Here is an 18,075-nt window from a genome sequence, read left to right on the forward strand (position 1 = left end):
TTCGAGGCGTCACAGTCAGCATAGGGCGCGTGACCGGGCGTTCCGTGAGTTCGCGGCGAACCGGTAGGCTCTTGGACCGTGCACGCCATCGGAATCGACATCGGGGGCACCAAGATCGCGGGAGCGGTCGTGACGGAACTCGGCGAGATCATCGCCGAGGACCGCGTGGCCACCAACGCTGCGGACCCGAACGCCATGCTCGACGACGTCGTCTCGATGGTCGAGCGACTCAGTTCGGGACACGAGGTCGGCGCCGTGGGCGTCGCGGCTCCCGGGTTCATCGACGCCTCGCAGTCGATCGTCTACTACACGCCGAACATCCGGTGGCGGAACGAGCCGCTGCGCCAGAAGCTGCAGCAGCGCCTCGGCGACCTGCACATCACGGTCGACAACGACGCCAACGCCGCCGGCTGGGCCGAGTTCCGCTTCGGCGCCGGCCGCCTCGTCTCCGACATGACCATGCTCACCATCGGCACCGGCGTCGGCGGCGCCATCGTGACCGAGGACCGCCTGTTCCGCGGCGGCTTCGGCACCGGTGGCGAGATCGGGCACCTGCGCATCGTGCCGAACGGTCTGCCCTGCGGCTGCGGTGCCCGTGGCTGCATCGAGCAGTACGGTTCCGGCCGTGCCCTGCAGCGGATGGCGAACGACGTCGCCGACGCCGGCGGCATCGGCTCGGCCCTGGCCGACGCGCGCGAAGCCAACGGCGGCGAGCTCGACGGTCACATCGTGGGCGACCTGATCCTGGCCGACGACCCGGGTGCCCTCGCGGCGCTCCGCCGTCTCGGTCGGCACCTCGGTGAAGCCTGCGCCTCACTGTCGGCGGTCCTCGACCCGCAGCTCTTCGTGTTCGGTGGCGGTGTCGCCAGCGCGGGGGACCGGCTGCTCGACCCGATCAAGCAGGCGTACCTCAACAACCTGCCGGCGCGTGGCTACCACCCCGAGCCGGACTTCGTGATCGCCGAGCTGGTCAACGACGCCGGGGTCGTCGGTGCCGCCGACCTGGCCCGCATCCACGCCCGCACGGCGTAGGCGCATCCGCGTCCGCACCGCGTAAGGTCGCTCTGGCCCGCCCACCACCTGGAGTCGTCGATGACCTACTGGCTGCTGAAGAACTTCCTGCTCGGCCCGCTCATCCTCACCCTGTTCCGCCCCTGGGTGGTCGGCCGCGAGCACGTCCCCGCCAAGGGGCCGGTCATCTTCGCGTCGAACCACATCTCGTTCATCGACTCGGTGATCCTGCCGGCCGTGCTCGACCGGCGGCTGTCCTTCCTGGCGAAGAGCGACTACTTCACCGGGCGGGGCATCAAGGGGTGGGCGACGAAGACGTTCTTCAACGCCATCGGTCAGCTGCCCATCGACCGCTCCGGCGGCAAGGCGTCCGAGGCGTCGCTCCGCACCGGCCTGCAGGTCCTGGCCCGCGGTGAACAGCTCGGCATCTACCCGGAGGGCACCCGCAGCCCCGACGGCAAGCTCTACCGGGGCCGGACCGGCATCGCGCGCATGATCCTCGAGGGCCGTGTCCTCGTCGTCCCCGTCGCGATGGTCGGCACGCGCGAGGTGCAGCAGATCGGGCAGCGCTTCCCGAAGATCAAGCGGGTCGGCGTCGTGTTCGGCAAGCCGCTCGACTTCTCGCGGTTCCAGGGCTTCGAGACCGATCGGTTCATCCTGCGGAGCGTCACCGACGAGGTCATGCACGAGCTCGCCGGGCTGAGCCGGCAGGAGTACGTCGACGTCTACGCCACCAGCGTCAAGGAACGCGCGAGCTCCGCACGCGAGGCCGTCATGCGGGAACGGAAGTCGTCGCCCGCACGTTAGGCTCTGATGGTCCCGGCACTCCGCCGGGACGCCCGTTCTGCCGCCTTCCGGCGGCCAGGCGGGCCGCCCGCACAGAACACCGAGGTAACGCCCTTGCCCGAGTCGACCGACTTCGTCGCCCTGCAGGATCCGGACGTCATCGAGGGGCTCGACTATTGGCGCACGCTCCCCATCAAGCAGCAGCCGACGTGGCCCGACGCGAGCGCGGCCGAAGCCGCCTCGGCCGAGATCGCCACCCTGCCGCCCCTCGTCTTCGCGGGCGAGGTCGACAAGCTCCGCGAGCGGCTCGCCGCCGCCGCCCAGGGCAAGGCGTTCCTGCTGCAGGGCGGTGACTGCGCCGAGACGTTCGCCGGTGCGACCGCCGACTCCATCCGTGACCGGGTCAAGACGATCCTGCAGATGGCCGTCGTGCTGACCTACGGCGCCTCGATGCCCGTCATCAAGATGGGCCGCATGGCCGGGCAGTTCGCCAAGCCGCGCTCGAGCGACTACGAGACCCGCGGCGACGTCACGCTGCCCGCCTACCGCGGCGACATCGTGAACGGCTACGACTTCACGCCCGAGAGCCGGACGGCCGACCCGCGCCGCCTGGTGCAGGGGTACCACACTGCCGCGTCGACCCTGAACCTCGTCCGCGCCTTCACGCAGGGTGGCTTCGCCGACCTGCGCCAGGTGCACTCGTGGAACAAGGGCTTCGCGTCGAACCCGGCGAACGCCCGGTACGAGCACCTCGCCAAGGAGATCGACCGCGCGATCCGCTTCATGGACGCCTGCGGTGCCGACTTCGAGGCGCTCAAGCACGTCGAGTTCTACGCGTCGCACGAGGGTCTGCTCATGGACTACGAGCGTCCGATGACCCGCATCGACTCGCGCTCGGGTCTGGCCTACGACACCTCGGGCCACTTCATCTGGATCGGGGAGCGTACCCGTGACCTCGACGGTGCCCACGTGGACTTCCTGTCGCGGGTGCGGAACCCGATCGGCGTGAAGCTCGGCCCGACCACGAGCGTCGACGACATGAAGGCCCTGGTCGACAAGCTCGACCCGAACCGCGAGCCCGGCCGCCTGACGTTCATCACGCGCATGGGTGCCGGCAAGATCCGCGACGAGCTGCCCAAGCTGCTCGAGGCGATCAAGGGCATGGACGCCAACCCGCTCTGGGTCACCGACCCGATGCACGGCAACGGCCTCACCACGCCCACCGGCTACAAGACCCGTCGGTTCGACGACGTCGTGGACGAGGTCCTCGGCTTCTTCGAGGCGCACCGCCAGGTCGGCACGTACCCGGGCGGCATGCACGTCGAGCTCACCGGTGACGACGTCACCGAGTGCCTCGGCGGCTCGGAGCACATCGACGAGGCCACCCTCGCCACCCGGTACGAGTCGCTCTGCGACCCGCGGCTGAACCACATGCAGTCGCTCGAGCTCGCGTTCCTCGTGGCCGAGGAGCTCGGCGCGCACCCGCACGTGCGCGCGTAGCGCGCAGCGGAGCGGGTCAGTCCCGCCAGAGCGACAGAACCCCGCGAACCGTTCGCGGGGTTCTGTCGCTTCCGCGTGCCGGACGGGAGGCCCGTGGCGGCTCCGCACCGCGCCTCCCGTCCGCCGTGCCGGTCGCGTCCACTGCCCGTCCCGCGAGGAGACACCGGCGCCGGTTCGCGAAAGCGACAGTGTGCCGCCGATGTCCGGCGGCACACTGTCGCTCTCGCGGTGGCTTCGGCGAGGCACGCCGGAACGGTGTCGCTTCGGCGGACCGGACTGCCCGACCGCTACTGGTCGTAGGCGAGCGTCACCGTGTCGCCGCGGTACACCGTGGCCCCGGCGCCCGGGTCGGTGCCGGTCACCGGGAGCTTCGACTTCCAGTCGTAGAACCCGCACAGGATGTTCGTGCAGTCCGGTACGGCGACCTTGAGCCCGAGGCCCTCGAGCGTCGCGGTGGCCTCGTTGATCGTCGCGCCGACGACGCCGTCCTCGGGGACGGTGATCGGAGCCGGACCCTTCGACACGACGACGTCGATCGCGGTGCCGCGCACGGCGGGGGAGTCCTGCACCTCGGCGGAGACGATCTGGCCGGAGGGGACGGTCTCGCTGTACTCCTCGGTGCGTGCGCCGAGGATCAGTCCGACGTCGTCGAGTGCTGCCGACGCTTCGTCGACGGTCTTGCCGACGACGTCGGGCACGGCCCCGAGGGACACCGTGAGGGTGACCGGACCGGTCTCGCCGTAGGCCTTGACCGCGGTCAGGTCGAGCGCCTTGCCGCCCGACGCGCGCCCGGTCGCCGCGATGACGGTGTCCTTCGCGGCGTCGGCGGAGAACTCGTACCGGTTGTCCTGCAGTTCGAAGTCGTCGTCGAGCGCTGCGGTGACGGTGGAGATCGGCTGCCCGACGATCGCCGGCAGCGCGATCATCCTCGGGCCGTTCGACACGACGAGCTGCACGGACGTGCCCTTCTGCACCTCGCGCTCCGCGGCCGGCTTCGTGACGGACACCTGTCCCTTCGCGACGACGGCGTCGAACCGGGTTCCGGTCTTCGACGCCGCGTGCAGGCCCTGGGCTTCGAGCAGCTGCCGGGCCTGCGAGACCGACTTGCCCGTCACTTCGGGGATGCGCACGTTGCCACCCGGCCCCGGCCCGAAGTACCAGCCGAAGCCCGCGCCGATGAGCAGGAGCACGACGAAGACCGACAGTGCGATCCAGCCGCGCTTCCGGCGCTTCGCTGACAGGTCGGCCAGGCGCTGCCCCGCGGGGGACAGCACGCCGGGCTGCGCGCCGGTGCGGCGGGGGCCCGGACCGGTGTTGCGGTTGCGGGTCGCCGGGCGGCTCCGCTCGGGGGAGTCGATGATGGCCGTTGCGTCGGTCGCCGCCGCCGGTGCGTCGGCGGCGGCTGCGCGGGAACCGGCGCCGGCCGCGCCGGCCCCGGCCGTGGCGCCGCCGCCGGACGGCAGGATCGCCGTCGCGTTCTCGGGCCGCAGCACGGCCGTCCGGTACTGGCCCGTCGCGCGCTGCTGGTTGCCGGCCATGTGGTCGAGCATCTCGCGGGCGTCGCGCGGGCGGTCCTCGGGGTCGCGGGCGGTCGACCAGGCGACGAGTTCGTCGAGCTCGGGCGGCACGCCGGACACCGCTGCGCTCGGCACGGGCACCGTGTCGTTCGCGTGCTGGTAGGCGATCTGCATCGGCTGCTCGCCCTTGTAGGGCTGTTCGCCGGTGAGCATCTCGTAGAGCATGATGCCGAGCGCGTAGATGTCGCTGCGCGAGTCGGCAGCGCCACGGGTCACGAGCTCGGGGGACAGGTACGCGATCGTGCCGAGCAGGGCGGCGCCGGTCGCGGTGTTCGCGGTCGTCGCGCGGGCCAGACCGAAGTCGCCGAGCTTGATGCGGCCGTCGTCGGCGAGCAGGACGTTCTCGGGCTTCAGGTCGCGGTGCACGATGCCGGCGCGGTGGGCCGAGGCGAGGCCGGCCAGCACCGCCCGCAGGATGTCGGTCGCCTGCTCCGGCGTCAGGGCGTGGTGCTCCTGCAGCAGGTCCCGCAGCGTGATGCCCGGGATGTACTCCATGACGATGTACGCGGTGTCGTCCTCGGCGCCCTGGTCGTAGACACCGACCAGGTTCGGGTGGGACAGCCGTGCGGCCGACCTCGCCTCTTGGATGAAGCGTTCGCGGAAGGCCTGGTCGTCGGCCAGGTGCCCGTGCATGATCTTGATCGCGACGCGTCGCTCGAGGCGGACGTCGGTCGCGAGGTACACGGTCGCCATGCCCCCGCGCGCGATGCGGGAGCGGACGCGGTACCGCTGATCGATCATGCGACCGATCATCGGATCCGTGGCGGCGTTGGTGGTCATCGGCGGCATTCTACGAATCGAGACTGCACGGGACCGCACCGGCGCACCGGTCGTGACCCAATCTCGATCTTCCGGATGAGACTCAGAGGGTGGCCAGCCAGCCCTCGGCGGCGCTCGCCCAGTTGGCGTAGGCCTTCGGGTAGGCGGAGAGCTGCACGGCCTGGGCGGCGTCGGTGATGCTCATCGACGACCACCCGGGCACGTCGAGCAGCCCGCGGGTCTTGCCCGCGTTCGGGTTGTTCCGCCCGCCGAAGAACAGCTTCGTCGCGTACGCCGGGTCTTGCAGCTTCGCCGCACTGCCCCAGCCCTGGCTCGGTCGCTGCTGGAACAGGCCGACCGAGTCGCGGTCACCGTGGGGCAGGTTGCGCAGGCTCGACTCCTGCATCGCCGCGGCCAACGCCACCACGATGCCGCGGTCGGACACCCCGAGGGAGCGGCCGACGGCGACGATGGTGGCCGCGTTCTGGCGCTGCTCGGCACTCAGTCCGACGGCGGCGCTCACCGCGGCACGCGACGGCGCGGCGGCCGTCGCCGCGGCGGAGCTCGACGACGGGATGACGAGGGTCTTGCCCGCGTAGATCGTGCTCGTGTAGGTCAGGCCGTTCGCCGACAACAGCGCGGCGACGGAGACGTGGTGGGACGCGGCGATCGAGCCGATCGTGTCGCCCGAGGAGATCTTCACACTCGACTTCGACGAACCCGACGACGCGGCGACCGTCGACACCGAGCCGCCACCGGACGAGCCGTGCGGCACCCGAAGGGTCTGGCCGGGGTAGATCACGCTGCGCTGCGAGAGCTTGTTCGCACTGAGGAGCGCCGTCGTCGAGACGCCGACCCGCGACGCGATGCCGGACACGGTGTCGCCCGACTTGACGTGGTAGCTCGAGGTGCTCGACCCCGAGCCGGACGTCGATCCGGCGCTCGTGGTCGTGCGCGCCGTCGTCACCGCAGGTGTCGACGCCAGGTGGAGCGTCTGCCCGGGGTGGATGATCGTGTTCCAGCCGAGGCCGTTGCGCACCAGGACCTCCTGCGCCGACAGGCCGAAGCGGGCGGCGATGCCCGAGACCGTGTCGCCCTGTCGGACCGTGTAGTTCGTGGGGACGGCTGCCTTCGTCGTCGCGGCGACCGTCGTGACGGTGGTCTGCGACGGACGAGCGACCGCGGTACCGAAGACCGGACGGTTGCCGACGTTGCGGTCCTGGTCGACGTGGCGCTTGTGGTTCGCGTCCGCGTCGTCGTGTCGCGGTTCGGCGTGGGCGACCGGGCCGGTCAGGCCGGCGGTCACCGCGATCGTGCCCGCGAGGACGATGGGCATGGTCGCGAACCGGGCGGATCGTGCGCGTCGGGCGGCTTCGTCTGCAGCGTTGTCCACGGTTTCTCCTGATCTCGACTGTCCCGTGCGCGTGCATGCGCGCACTCACAGGTGGCACAACGCTGGCATGGTGTGATTCCCAAGTCAACCAGAGAGCCGGATGTGGTGCGTGTGACGAATGTGACGAACGAGGCGTACTCACTCGGTGCCCCGCTCTGGCACCATGGGCGTGTGAGTGCTGCACCCGTCGACGACCTGACCCTCTCCGAGCGCTGGCTGACCGTCCCCGAGCTGGTGGACCTGTTCAGCACCAGCCCCGGTCGGATCCACCGCCTGTTCGAGGAGCGGACCCTGCTGGCGGCCCGCGTCGGTGGCGTCCTGCGCGTGCCGAGCGAGTTCATCGAGGACCGCGAGCCCCTGCCCGAGCTGCGTGGCACCCTCACCGTGCTCGGCGACAACGGCTTCACCGACGACGAGGCGGTCCGCTGGATGCTCACCGTGGACGACTCGATGGGCGTCTCGCCCATCGCGGCGCTGCGCGCCGGTCGCAAGGCCGAGGTGCGTCGCGTGGCGCAGTCGCTGCTCTAGACGCGTCCCGGATGGACGGGAGGCCCGTGGCGGTGTCGCCACGGGCCTCCCGTCTGTCCTGGTGTCGCGTCTAGGACGACCGGCGGCTGACCGTGTCGGCCAGCGACGCGAGCTGCTCGCGTGCCGACGGCGTCAGCGGCGACGCGTCGAGCGCCGCCTTCGCGCGCTGCACGTGCCGGTCGATGGAACGCTCGACCGCGGCGACCGCACCGGACTCGGTGAGGGTGGCGCGGAGCATCTGCACCTGCTCCTCGTCGAGGTCCGGGTCGCCGAGGAGCTCGTCCAGCAGCTGCCGCGGGCCGCTCGCCAGGGCCTTGCGCGCCGAGGCGATGAGCACGGTGCGCTTGCCCTCGCGCAGGTCGTCGCCCGCGGGCTTGCCGGTGACCTCGGGGTCGCCGAACACGCCGAGCATGTCGTCGCGCAGCTGGTACGCGACGCCGAGGGGGAGCCCGAAGGCGCGGAGGCCCTCGAGCTGCGACTCGCTCGCGCCGGCCACGAGGGCGCCGATGACGAGCGGTGCCTCGATCGAGTACTTCGCCGACTTGAAGACGATGACGCGCTGGGCGCGGAGCAGGTGCTCGGACTCGTCGATGACGGGCCAGGCTGTTTCTTCGTGCACGTCGAGGTACTGGCCCGCGGTGACGTCGAGGCGCATGGCGTGGAACTCCTGGCGCACGATGCGGCCGCGCACCGGGTCGAGGAGCGCGAGGCCCTCGTCGAACACCGAGTCGCTGAGGGAGAGCAGCAGGTCGCCGAGCAGCAGTGCCGAGTTCGTGCCGTACTGTCCGCGGTCGCCGACGAAACCGGACTCCTGGTGGAGCGACTCGAAGCGGCGGTGCGCTGCGGGACGCCCGCGACGGGTGTCCGAGCGGTCCATGATGTCGTCGTGCACGAGGGCCGCGGCGTGGAAGACCTCGAGCGCCGCGGCGACCGTGACGATCGCCTCGGCCGTGGTCTGGCGGGAGCCCTCGGCGAGCGGGTCGAACGAGCCCGAACGGCCCGCCACCGACTGCCATCCCCAGTAGCAGAACAGCGCCCGGAAGCGCTTGCCGCCGGACAGCAGATCACGGGCGTACAGGTCGAACGGGGCGAGATCGGGGCTGATCGCGAGGAGCCGCTCACGCTGCTCGTCGAGTGCCCGGTCGATACGCGCCGATACGAGGTCCACTAATCGCGTACTCTCAGCCACAGTCCCTACCCTAGTGGAGCGGTTGGGACGTAGAATCGGTCCATTCAACCGAGTGTTTTCCAGCCCGGTTGTTCAACCCCGCGTCGATCCCAGGAACAGAGGGAACCCAGATGCCGCTCTCGGAACAGGAGCAGCGCCTTCTCGAAGAGATGGAGCGCAGCCTCTACCAGAACGATTCCGATTTCGTGGCGCGTGTCACACGTCGACAGGGTCGTCCGACGTACACGGCCATCACGCTCGGTGTGCTCGGTGCACTCGCCGGCGTCGCGATCGTCATCGTCGGTCTCGTGATCAAGGCCCCGCTGCTCGGCATCCTCGGCTTCGTCGTGATGCTCGCCGGTGTCCTCTTCGCCTTGCGCCCGGGCATGCGTGCCCCGAAGGCGAAGCCTGCTCGGCCGGGTGCTCCGGCGTCCGGTGGTTCGGCTCGTCCGGCCAACGGTGGCGGTCGCGGTGGATCGTTCATGGACCGGATGAACGACCGCTGGGACAAGCGGAACGACCAGGGGCAGTAGCAGCCCTCCACACTCCTCCCTCGTGACGGGGTCGGCCTTCGGGTCGGCCCCGTTTTCGCGTTCCCGGGGGCGTTCGTGCGGGCGAGCGCGGGCGAGCGCGGGCACGCGTCATCGAGGTTCCGAAATCTCGGCATCTCGCGCGCCCTGGCGTCCGTTCGTGGAACCTCGGCGACTCGCACGCGGCATGTCGTGGAACCTCGGCGCGGTGCCGGTGCCGTGGTGTGAACCGCCGGGCACCCCGCACTCCATCGGGCCGTGCTCCGCCGCGCCGCCGTGACGCTCCACCGGCTGCGAAAGTCCTCCACTTTCCTCCACGCACTCCACTCCGGTCCAGATCCCCGCCATGACAGGCATCCGCGGCGATGGCTCAGCGGTAACCGGCGCCCGAACGGCCCCAGAAGGGGTGTCACGGGGCGAAAAGGGAGCGGAATCCTGCGCGTGGGGAGGGGAATGGAGTAAAGTGGGGCTTGCAACGGTCCGGTGGAGCGGAGGGGAGGCCCGACGTGCTGCTCGGTACTCATGCCCCGAAGCTCGACGAGAAGGGTCGCGTGATCCTCCCCGCCAAGTTCCGGGACGAACTGTCCGGGGGACTCGTGATGACCCGCGGCCAGGAACGCTGCGTCGTGGTCTTCAGCGCCCGGACGTTCGAGGAACTCCACGAGCGCATCCGGACCGCACCGATGACGTCGAAGCGCACCAGGGACTACATGCGCCTGTTCCTCTCGGGGGCCAGCGCCGAACAGCCCGACAAGCAGAACCGCGTGACGATCCCGCAGAACCTCCGTGAGTACGCGGGGCTCGAGCGGGACCTGACGGTCATCGGCAGCGGTGACCGTGCCGAGATCTGGTCGACCACCGCGTGGGAGGCCTACTACGCCGAAGCCGAAGAGGCGTTCGCCGACAACGACGAGGAGGTGATCCCGGGGATCTTCTGATCCGTGGATCGGGACTCCCAGCCGTGAAGCCCTGACATCACTTCCCCGATGTCAGGTCGCATGGATGGGGATCCGGACCCGCGGCCCAGGAGACGAGGGGCTGCACATGGCCGACAACGACAACGGGACACCACGCTTCCCGCACACGCCGGTGATGCTCGAGCGCATCGTCGACCTGTTCACGCCGACGCTCGACGGACCGGGCAAGGTCGTCGTCGACGCCACGCTCGGTATGGGCGGCCACTCCGAGGGGCTGCTCGAACGGTTCCCGGAGCTGACGCTGATCGGTCTCGACCGCGACACCGACGCCCTCGGCATCGCGGGGGAGCGGCTCGCCCGCTTCGGCGACCGCGTCCGTCTGGTGCACACCGTGTACGACGGCATCGTCGACGCCATCGAGGGCGAGGGCTTCCGTCAGGTCGACGGCGTGCTGTTCGACCTCGGTGTCAGCTCGCTGCAGCTCGACCGGGCCGAGCGCGGCTTCGCCTACAGCCAGGACGCCCCGCTCGACATGCGGATGGACCGGACCGAGGGGCAGACCGCCGCCGACGTCCTGGCCACCTACGACGAGGGCGAACTGCGCCGCATCTTCCAGCGCTACGGCGAGGAGAAGCTCGCCGGCCGGTACGCCCGCGCCATCGTCGAGCGCCGAGCGAGCGCACCGTTCACGATGTCCGGCGACCTCGTCCAGGTGCTCCACGACGCGACCCCGGTCGCGATCCAGCGCCAGGGCCACCCGGCGAAGCGCGTGTTCCAGGCGCTGCGCATCGAGGTCAACGCCGAGCTCAGTGTCCTCGAGCGCGCGATCCCGGCGGCGCTCGACGCCATCGCGGTCGGTGGCCGGATCGTCGTCGAGTCGTACCAGTCGCTCGAGGACCGCATCGTCAAGCGGGCACTCGTGGAGCGCACGAAGTCGAGCGCCCCCGCCGGGCTGCCCGTCGAGCTCCCCGAGCACGCCCCCACCTTCTCCCTGATCGTCAAGGGCGCCGAGCTGGCCGACGAGGCCGAGCGCGCTGCCAACCCCCGAGCAACACCCGTGCGCCTGCGCGCGGCCGAGCGGATCCGGAAGTGACATGAGCACGAACCTCGCACTCGTCGACCCCGCCGTCGTCCCGTCCCGCGCCCCGCGCCCGGACCGACAGAGCCGACCGGAGCTCGTCGAGGTCACCCCGACCGCGGCGCAGCGTCGTGCACGGCCCCGCATCGGCTACGCCGTCACGGCGGTCGTCGCGCTCGGCATCCTGCTGCTCGCCCAGCTCGGCATCAGCATGGTGCTCAGCCAGGGGGCCTACACGCTGAGCGCCCTCGGCACCGAGCAGACGAACCTCTCCCGCACGCAGCAGTCGCTCTCCGAGGAACTCCGCGTGCTCGACTCGCCGCAGAACCTGGCCCGCAACGCGCAGTCGCTCGGGATGATCGCCAACTCCACGCCGGTGTACCTCGACCCGAAGACGGGCCGGGTGTACGGCACGCCGACGCCCGCGGTCGCCGACCCGGCCACCGCGAGCACGGAGAACCAGGTGCCGAACTCGCTGCTGAACGACGTCCCCCTCGCCGCGAAGCAGGGCGACACGTCGACGAGCAAGGAGACGGGCTCGACCACCGGCAGCGCGAGCACCACCGGTAGCGCCGGCGCCGCCGGCAGCGCCGACGCGAAAGCCGATGACGCCGCCGACAGCGCGACGAGCAGCACGGCCGGCAGCGCCGCGTCTGAGAAGACGAGCGGCGCCAGCGCGTCGGACGGGGGTTCCTCGAAGTCCTCCGTAGAGTCCGACGCGAACCAGCTCCAGGCGCCCTCCACCCGGTGACCTGCGGGTCTGCACCACCCTCAGCACCATCCGGGAAGGACCGCACCGCGTGACGAAGACGATCCGCAACCGCCGACTGCGATACAGCATCGTGATGATCGCCGTGATCGCCCTGGTGGGCGTCTTCGTGGTCCGTCTCGTCGACATCCAGGTCGTGCAGGCCTCGGCCCTCAACGAGCAGTCCACCCAGAAGCGCAGCATCCCGGTGACCATCTACGGCACCCGCGGCTCGATCGTGGACCGCAACGGCACCGAACTCGCCGACAGCGTCACCCGGTACAACATCACCACCGCCCCGCGCCTCGTCAAGAAGTTCACGGGCAAGCTCGGTGGGACACGGGTCAAGGACATCAGCGTGTCGACGGCACTCACCGCCCTGGCGAAAGCCTCCGGCGGCGACGTCGCGACCATGCGGAAGAACATCGCCGCGAACCCGAAGTCCGACTTCGCCTACCTGGTCAAGGGCCTCGACGTGAAGCACTACGAGGCCGTCACCGACCTCGGCATCCCGTGGATCTACAAGGAGCAGCAGGCGTCGCGGGTCTACCCGACGGGCGCGACCACGGGCAACGTGACCGGCTTCATGGGCACCGACGGCGCGCAGGCCGGCCTGGAGTACGCGTACAACAAGTGCTTGGCCGGCACGAACGGCTCGGAGACCTACGAGCGCGGTGAGGACGGCGTCCAGCTCCCGGGCAGCACCGTGACGAAGAAACAGGCCAAGGACGGCGGCACGCTCGTCACGACGATCGACAGCGACTTGCAGTACATGGCGTTGCAGACCATCGCGTCCGCCGCGAAGACCCTGCAGGCGGAGTCCGCGACGGCCACGGTCACGAGCGTGAAGACGGGTGAGCTGCTCGCGGTCGCCGACTACCCGACGGTGGACCCGAACGACGTGGACGCCACCACCGACAAGGGGGCGTTCGGTTCTCGGGCGCTCACGGCGAGCTACGAGCCCGGATCGACGATCAAGGCCGCCATCGCCGCTGCCCTGATCGACCAGGGCAAGTCGAGTCCGACCGACCAGGCGGTCGTGCCGTACTCACGCACGTTCCCCTGGGGTGGCACGATCCACGACTCGGAGTTCCACGAGACCGAGAACCTGACGCTGACGGGCATCCTGCAGAACTCGTCGAACGTCGGCATCACCGAGCTCGGCTCGCGGCTGACGGCCCAGCAGCGCTACGACTACATGCAGAAGTTCGGACTGTTCGAGCCGGAGTCGGCGATCGACTACCCGGGCCAGCCGTCGATGGACTACGGCTCGAGCCCGAACTGGGACCAGCAGACGAACATCAACTCGATGTTCGGCCAGGGCATCTCGACGACCGCGGTCCAGGTCGCCAGCGTGTTCCAGACCATCGCGAACGACGGTGTCCGGATCCCGTTGCACTTCGTCAAGGGGTGCACCACCTCGGACGGCACGACCATCGACGCGCCCGACGTGCAGAAGCAGCGCGTCGTGTCCGCCGACGCCGCGACGCAGGTCACCGACATGCTCCAGAGCGTGGTCACGGGCGGCACGCTCGTGGGCATGAAGCCGATCTCGGGCTACAACATCGCCGCGAAGACCGGTACGGCCGAGGTGGCCGAGGGCTCGAAGGGCTACGGCGGTCAGCGCATCACCTCGGTGGCCGGAATGGCACCCGCCGAAGACCCCCAGTATGTTGTCACGGTGACGTTCACGAAGCCGCAGACCAACAAGTGGTCGAGCGGAGCGGCTCCGGCGTTCCGCACTCTCATGTCCCAGGTGCTCGAGAAGTACCGAGTAGCCCCCTCCGCGTCCGAGGCGAAGCTCTACCCGTCCACGTGGTGAGGAAGAAGGAATACTTGTCCGCACGGATCCCCCCGGTCCTCCGGCCCGAACACCCCACCCCGAGGGCGGTCGCCGAACTCGCGAACGCGTTCGGCCTCCGCGTCGTCGGCTCGGTCGACGCCGTCGAGACGACCGGTGTCACGCTGAGCGCCGCCGAGGTGCAGCCGGGTGATGTCTTCGTCGGCGTGCACGGTGCGAACCGTCACGGTGCGGAGTTCTCCGCCGAGGCCGCCGAGCGCGGTGCCGTCGCCGTCCTGACCGACGACGCCGGTGTGGCGAGCGCGCAGGCCGCCGGTCTACCGGTGCTCGTCGTGGACGACCCCCGTGCTGCCCTGGGCGACGTGTCGGCCTGGGTCTACCGCACCCACCCGGACGAGGCCACCGACCTGCCGCAGCTGTTCGCCGTCACCGGCACGAACGGCAAGACGAGCACGTCCTACATCCTCGAGGGGATCCTCAAGCAGCTCGGCCTGGTCACCGGCCTGAGCTCGACCGCCGAGCGCCACATCGGCGCGCTCAGCGTGACGAGCCGCCTCACCACGCCCGAGGCCAGCGAGATGCACGCGCTCCTCGCCCGGATGCGCGAGAGCGAGGTGCGCGCGGTCGCCGTCGAGGTGAGCGCACAGGCACTCAGCCGCCACCGGGTCGACGGCATCGTCTTCGACGTCGCAGCCTTCACGAACCTGTCGCACGACCACCTCGACGACTACGCCGACATGGAGGAGTACTACCAGGCGAAGCTCCCGCTGTTCCAGCCCGAGCACGCCCGTCGCGGCGTCGTCTCGCTGGACACCGACTGGGGCCACCGCGTGGTGCAGGACTCCCGCATCCCGGTCACGACGATCACGGTGCACCCGGACGTCGAGGCCGAGTGGCACGTCGACATCGTCGAGGCACACGCTGCCTACACCGAGTTCCGTCTCACCGGTCCCGAGGGTCGCGAGCTCACCACCCGTGTGCCCCTGATCGGCTGGCACATGGCCGCGAACGCCGCGCTGGCGATCGTCATGCTGGTCGAGGGCGGCTTCGAGCTCGGTGCGATCGCGCACGCGCTCGAGACGAACCACCGCCGCTACCCCGACGAGGACGAGCGCGAGCAGCGCGGCGAACGGACGAGCGCGATCGAGTGCTACCTGCCCGGCCGGACCGAGCGCGTCTCGGGCGAGCACGGCCCGAGCGTCTACGTCGACTTCGGGCACAGCGCCGACGCCTTCGAGAACACCCTCGCCGCCGTGCGCCAGTTCACGCCGGGCAAGGTCCTCATGCTGTTCGGCGCCGACGGCGACCGTGACACCACGAAGCGCGGCGACATGGCCCGCGTCGCAGCGGCCGGCAGTGACATCCTCGTCGTCACCGACCACCACCCCCGCTTCGAGGACGCCGCATCGATCCGGAAGACCCTGGTCGACGCCGCGCGCGACGCGTTCCCGGACCACGAGCTGCACGAGGTGAGCCCACCAGAGGCCGCCATCCGCCTGGCCGTCGGTCTGCTCGGCGAGGGCGACTCGATCCTCTGGGCCGGCCCCGGGCACCAGGACTACCGCGACATCGCCGGCGTCCGCACCCCCTACTCGGCACGCGACGAGGCCCGTCAGGCCCTGCGCGAAGCGGGTTGGGAACCGAACTCCGGTCCGGCCGAGGACCTCCGATGATCGCGCTCACCCTCGCCGAGATCGCCACCGCGGTCGGCGGCGAGCTGATCGGTGGCGCCCAGGCGACCGACGTCGCCGAGCCCGGCGACCTGGTCGTCGAGGGCTCGGTCGAGACCGACTCGCGCCTGGTCCGCCCCGGCAGCGTCTTCTTCGCCCTGCCCGGTGAGGTCACGGACGGTCGTCGCTTCGTGCCCGCCGCGACCGAGGCCGGCGCAGCGCTCGTCATCACGCCCGAACGGGTGGACACCACCGCGCCGCAGATCGTCGTCGCGGACGGGTACGCCGCCCTCGCCGCGCTCGCGCACGAGGTCGTCACCCGTGTCCGGATGGCCTCCGCCGACCGCGTCGACGCCGAGGGACGGCCGGCACCCCTGCGGGTCGTCGGCATCACCGGCTCGAACGGCAAGACGAGCACGAAGAACATGCTCCGGACGATCCTCGAGCAGCACGGCGAGACCGTCGCACCCCAGGGTTCCTTCAACAACCACGTCGGGGCACCGATCTCGATGCTCCGGGTCACGTACGACACGCGGTTCCTGGTCGTCGAGATGGGGGCGAGCGGCGTCGGCCACATCGCCGCACTCGTGCGCATCGCCGAGCCGGACGTCGGTGTCGTGCTCAAGGTGGGCCTCGCGCACGCCGGCGAGTTCGGCGGCATCGAAGCCACGCAGCGGGCGAAGTCCGAGATGGTCACCGACCTGCCCGCGTTCGCGACCGCGCTGCTCAACGTCGACGACGACCGTGTCGCGTCGATGCGCGAGCTGACGGCCGCGCAGGTGGTCGGTTTCGGCACGTCGGCGGATGCCGACTACCGCATCACCGGCATCGAGACGGACCGCAGCGGCACCCGCTTCACCCTCACCGCGCCTCCCGTACCAGCGGACGACCCGTCTGCCGACGGCGGCCGACCGGGAGGCCCGGATCACGTCGACGTGCGCCTCGCGATCCTGGGTGAGCACCACGCGATGAACGCGGCCGCCGCCCTGACGGTCGCCCACCGCTGGGGTGTCCCGCTCGCCGACGGCGCCGCGGCGCTCGCGTCGATGACGCGCGCCGAGCGCTGGCGCATGGAGCTGCTGCAGGGCGGCCCCGAGGGCGTCACCGTGATCAACGACGCCTACAACGCGTCACCGGACTCGACCGCAGCGGCGCTGCGGACCCTGGCGCAGATCGTGCGTCCGGGGGAGCGGACCGTCGCCGTGCTCGGCGAGATGGCCGAGCTCGGTGATTTCTCGACCGAGGAGCACGACCGCATCGGTCGGCTCGTCGTCCGTCTCGGCATCGGACAGCTCGTGGTCGTCGGCCGCGGCGCGATGCCCATCCACCAGGCCGCCACCCTCGAGGGATCGTGGGACGGCGAGTCGGTGTTCATCGAGGACGTCGACGACGCCGTCCGGTCACTCCAGGACATGCTCCGCCCCGGCGACGTGGTCCTGGTCAAGTCCTCGAAGTCGGCGGAACTGCGATTCCTCGGCGACCGCCTCGGAGGTGTCACCGAATGATCGCGCTCCTCATCGCCGGCGCTGTGTCGCTGGTGTTCACGTTGCTGCTCACCCCGTTCTTCATCAAGCTGTTCCACCGTCTCGGGTGGGGGCAGTTCATCCGTGACGACGGCCCGCAGTCGCACCACACGAAGCGCGGCACCGCGACGATGGGCGGCATCGTGCTCATCATCGGCGCGGTGATCGGGTACTTCGTCGGCCACCTGGTCGGACCGGACCCGATCACCCTGTCCGGCCTGCTCGTGCTCTTCCTGATGGTCGGCCTGGGCTTCGTCGGGTTCATCGACGACTTCCTGAAGGTCCGGCGCCAGCGGAGCCTCGGGCTCGGCGGCTGGGCGAAGGTCCTCGGTCAGGTCATCGTCGGGGTCATCTTCGCGACGGTCGCCCTGGTGGTGCCGACGTCGAACGGCAAGCCCCCGGCGTCGACCATGATCTCGGCGGTCCGGGACATCCCGTGGCTCGACTTCATGGCGCTCGGCACCGTCATCGGCACCGTGCTGTTCCTCGCCTGGATCGTCCTGCTGACGGTGTCCACGTCGAACGGCGTGAACGTGGCCGACGGTCTCGACGGTCTCGCGACCGGTTCGAGCATCCTGGCGATCGGCTCGTACGTGATCATCGGCTTCTGGCAGTCGAACCAGATCTGCGGCGGTGCCCGGCTCGACGCGAGCACCGAGCACGCCTGCTACACCGTGAGCAACCCGCTCGACCTGGCAGTCGTCGCGGCCGCGGTCTGCGGTGGGCTCATCGGCTTCCTCTGGTACAACACGTCGCCGGCGCAGATCTTCCTCGGCGACACCGGTTCGCTCGGCCTCGGTGGTGCGCTGGCGGGTCTCGCGATCCTGAGCCGCACCGAGCTGCTGCTCATCCTGATCGGCGGCCTGTTCTTCATCGTCACCGGCTCGGTCATCCTGCAGCGGGCGTACTTCAAGATCACCCACGGCAAGCGGATCTTCCGGATGAGTCCGCTGCACCACCACTTCGAACTGAAGGGGTGGGCCGAGGTGACGGTCGTCGTCCGGTTCTGGATCATCGCGGGGCTCTTCGTCGCCGCGGGGGTCGGCCTCTTCTACCTCGAATGGATCGCACGCGTTGGTTGACCCG

15 protein-coding genes are annotated in these 18,075 nt (G+C 70.3%); 12 read left to right on the forward strand and 3 right to left on the reverse strand.

All coding sequences use genetic code 11. The features are described 5' to 3' along the window. Nucleotides 1–78 precede the first annotated feature (78 nt). The 3 genes from ACXKZB_RS08225 to ACXKZB_RS08235 all read left to right on the forward strand — a co-directional run bounded on the left by ACXKZB_RS08225 (nt 79) and on the right by ACXKZB_RS08235 (nt 3,297). On the forward strand, nt 79–1,032 hold the full coding sequence (locus ACXKZB_RS08225; protein ID WP_111085799.1) for an ROK family glucokinase: 954 nt from the start codon (nt 79–81) through the stop codon (nt 1,030–1,032). 60 nt (nt 1,033–1,092) lie between these two features. After that, entirely contained in the window at nt 1,093–1,818 is a 726-nt protein-coding gene (locus ACXKZB_RS08230) for a lysophospholipid acyltransferase family protein (RefSeq protein ID WP_488825636.1), read from the forward strand. 93 nt (nt 1,819–1,911) lie between these two features. Next, complete coding sequence (locus tag ACXKZB_RS08235; protein WP_488825637.1) at nt 1,912–3,297, forward strand: class II 3-deoxy-7-phosphoheptulonate synthase; 1,386 nt, start codon at nt 1,912–1,914, stop codon at nt 3,295–3,297. 287 nt (nt 3,298–3,584) lie between these two features. On the opposite strand, the gene pknB is transcribed toward ACXKZB_RS08235, so the two are convergent. Then, nucleotides 3,585–5,654 carry a Stk1 family PASTA domain-containing Ser/Thr kinase gene (gene pknB / locus ACXKZB_RS08240; RefSeq protein ID WP_488825638.1) on the reverse strand — a complete coding sequence of 690 codons (2,070 nt, stop codon included), beginning with the start codon at nt 5,652–5,654 and terminating at the stop codon, nt 3,585–3,587. 82 nt (nt 5,655–5,736) lie between these two features. Continuing rightward, nucleotides 5,737–7,026, reverse strand: coding sequence for a LysM peptidoglycan-binding domain-containing protein (locus ACXKZB_RS08245; RefSeq protein ID WP_488825639.1), 1,290 nt, complete (start codon nt 7,024–7,026; stop codon nt 5,737–5,739). A 171-nt stretch (nt 7,027–7,197) separates the two neighbouring features. On the opposite strand from ACXKZB_RS08245, the gene ACXKZB_RS08250 reads away from it, so the two are divergent. Next, nucleotides 7,198–7,554: an Rv2175c family DNA-binding protein gene (locus tag ACXKZB_RS08250; protein WP_222660695.1), complete on the forward strand. Its 357-nt coding sequence runs from the start codon at nt 7,198–7,200 to the stop codon at nt 7,552–7,554. A gap of 70 nt (nt 7,555–7,624) precedes the next feature. Here the strand turns inward: ACXKZB_RS08250 and ACXKZB_RS08255 are convergent, their stop codons facing one another. After that, on the reverse strand, nt 7,625–8,743 hold the full coding sequence (locus ACXKZB_RS08255) for a polyprenyl synthetase family protein (RefSeq protein WP_123312961.1): 1,119 nt from the start codon (nt 8,741–8,743) through the stop codon (nt 7,625–7,627). A gap of 110 nt (nt 8,744–8,853) precedes the next feature. Between ACXKZB_RS08255 and ACXKZB_RS08260 the strand changes: the two genes are divergently transcribed. The 8 genes from ACXKZB_RS08260 (at nt 8,854) to mraY (ending at nt 18,071) form a co-directional block, all read left to right on the forward strand. Next, entirely contained in the window at nt 8,854–9,255 is a 402-nt protein-coding gene (locus tag ACXKZB_RS08260) for a DUF3040 domain-containing protein (RefSeq protein ID WP_488825641.1), read from the forward strand. Between the two features lie 503 nt (nt 9,256–9,758). Further along, nucleotides 9,759–10,190 carry a division/cell wall cluster transcriptional repressor MraZ gene (gene mraZ, locus ACXKZB_RS08265; protein ID WP_071254530.1) on the forward strand — a complete coding sequence of 144 codons (432 nt, stop codon included), beginning with the start codon at nt 9,759–9,761 and terminating at the stop codon, nt 10,188–10,190. Between the two features lie 106 nt (nt 10,191–10,296). Then, nucleotides 10,297–11,262, forward strand: a complete 966-nt coding sequence (gene rsmH / locus ACXKZB_RS08270; protein ID WP_222660701.1) for a 16S rRNA (cytosine(1402)-N(4))-methyltransferase RsmH — start codon at nt 10,297–10,299, stop codon at nt 11,260–11,262. A 1-nt stretch (nt 11,263) separates the two neighbouring features. Further along, entirely contained in the window at nt 11,264–11,998 is a 735-nt protein-coding gene (gene ftsL, locus ACXKZB_RS08275) for a cell division protein FtsL (protein ID WP_488825642.1), read from the forward strand. A gap of 49 nt (nt 11,999–12,047) precedes the next feature. Then, the gene (locus ACXKZB_RS08280; RefSeq protein ID WP_456795960.1) at nt 12,048–13,817 is read left to right on the forward strand and encodes a peptidoglycan D,D-transpeptidase FtsI family protein; all 1,770 of its coding nucleotides are present in this window, start codon (nt 12,048–12,050) and stop codon (nt 13,815–13,817) included. Nucleotides 13,818–13,831: 14 nt separating this feature from the next. After that, the gene (locus ACXKZB_RS08285) at nt 13,832–15,469 is read left to right on the forward strand and encodes a Mur ligase family protein (RefSeq protein WP_488825645.1); all 1,638 of its coding nucleotides are present in this window, start codon (nt 13,832–13,834) and stop codon (nt 15,467–15,469) included. Continuing rightward, nucleotides 15,466–16,971, forward strand: coding sequence for a UDP-N-acetylmuramoyl-tripeptide--D-alanyl-D-alanine ligase (locus tag ACXKZB_RS08290; RefSeq protein WP_488825646.1), 1,506 nt, complete (start codon nt 15,466–15,468; stop codon nt 16,969–16,971). Before ACXKZB_RS08285 ends, ACXKZB_RS08290 begins: the two co-directional genes overlap by 4 nt. After that, on the forward strand, nt 16,968–18,071 hold the full coding sequence (mraY, locus tag ACXKZB_RS08295) for a phospho-N-acetylmuramoyl-pentapeptide-transferase (protein ID WP_488825647.1): 1,104 nt from the start codon (nt 16,968–16,970) through the stop codon (nt 18,069–18,071). The genes ACXKZB_RS08290 and mraY overlap by 4 nt, the downstream gene beginning before the upstream one ends. Nucleotides 18,072–18,075: the final 4 nt, after the last annotated feature.

The organism is Curtobacterium sp. ABR8, from assembly GCF_057812125.1.

Bases quoted from the DNA above. Each gene is read 5' to 3' on its own strand.
- ACXKZB_RS08230 (WP_488825636.1), top strand. From the start codon at position 1,093: ATGACCTACTGGCTGCTGAAGAACTTCCTGCTCGGCCCGCTCATCCTC.
- pknB (WP_488825638.1), bottom strand. From the start codon at position 5,654: ATGACCACCAACGCCGCCACGGATCCGATGATCGGTCGCATGATCGAT.
- ACXKZB_RS08260 (WP_488825641.1), top strand. From the start codon at position 8,854: ATGCCGCTCTCGGAACAGGAGCAGCGCCTTCTCGAAGAGATGGAGCGC.
- rsmH (WP_222660701.1), top strand. From the start codon at position 10,297: ATGGCCGACAACGACAACGGGACACCACGCTTCCCGCACACGCCGGTG.
- ftsL (WP_488825642.1), top strand. From the start codon at position 11,264: ATGAGCACGAACCTCGCACTCGTCGACCCCGCCGTCGTCCCGTCCCGC.
- ACXKZB_RS08290 (WP_488825646.1), top strand. From the start codon at position 15,466: ATGATCGCGCTCACCCTCGCCGAGATCGCCACCGCGGTCGGCGGCGAG.
- mraY (WP_488825647.1), top strand. From the start codon at position 16,968: ATGATCGCGCTCCTCATCGCCGGCGCTGTGTCGCTGGTGTTCACGTTG.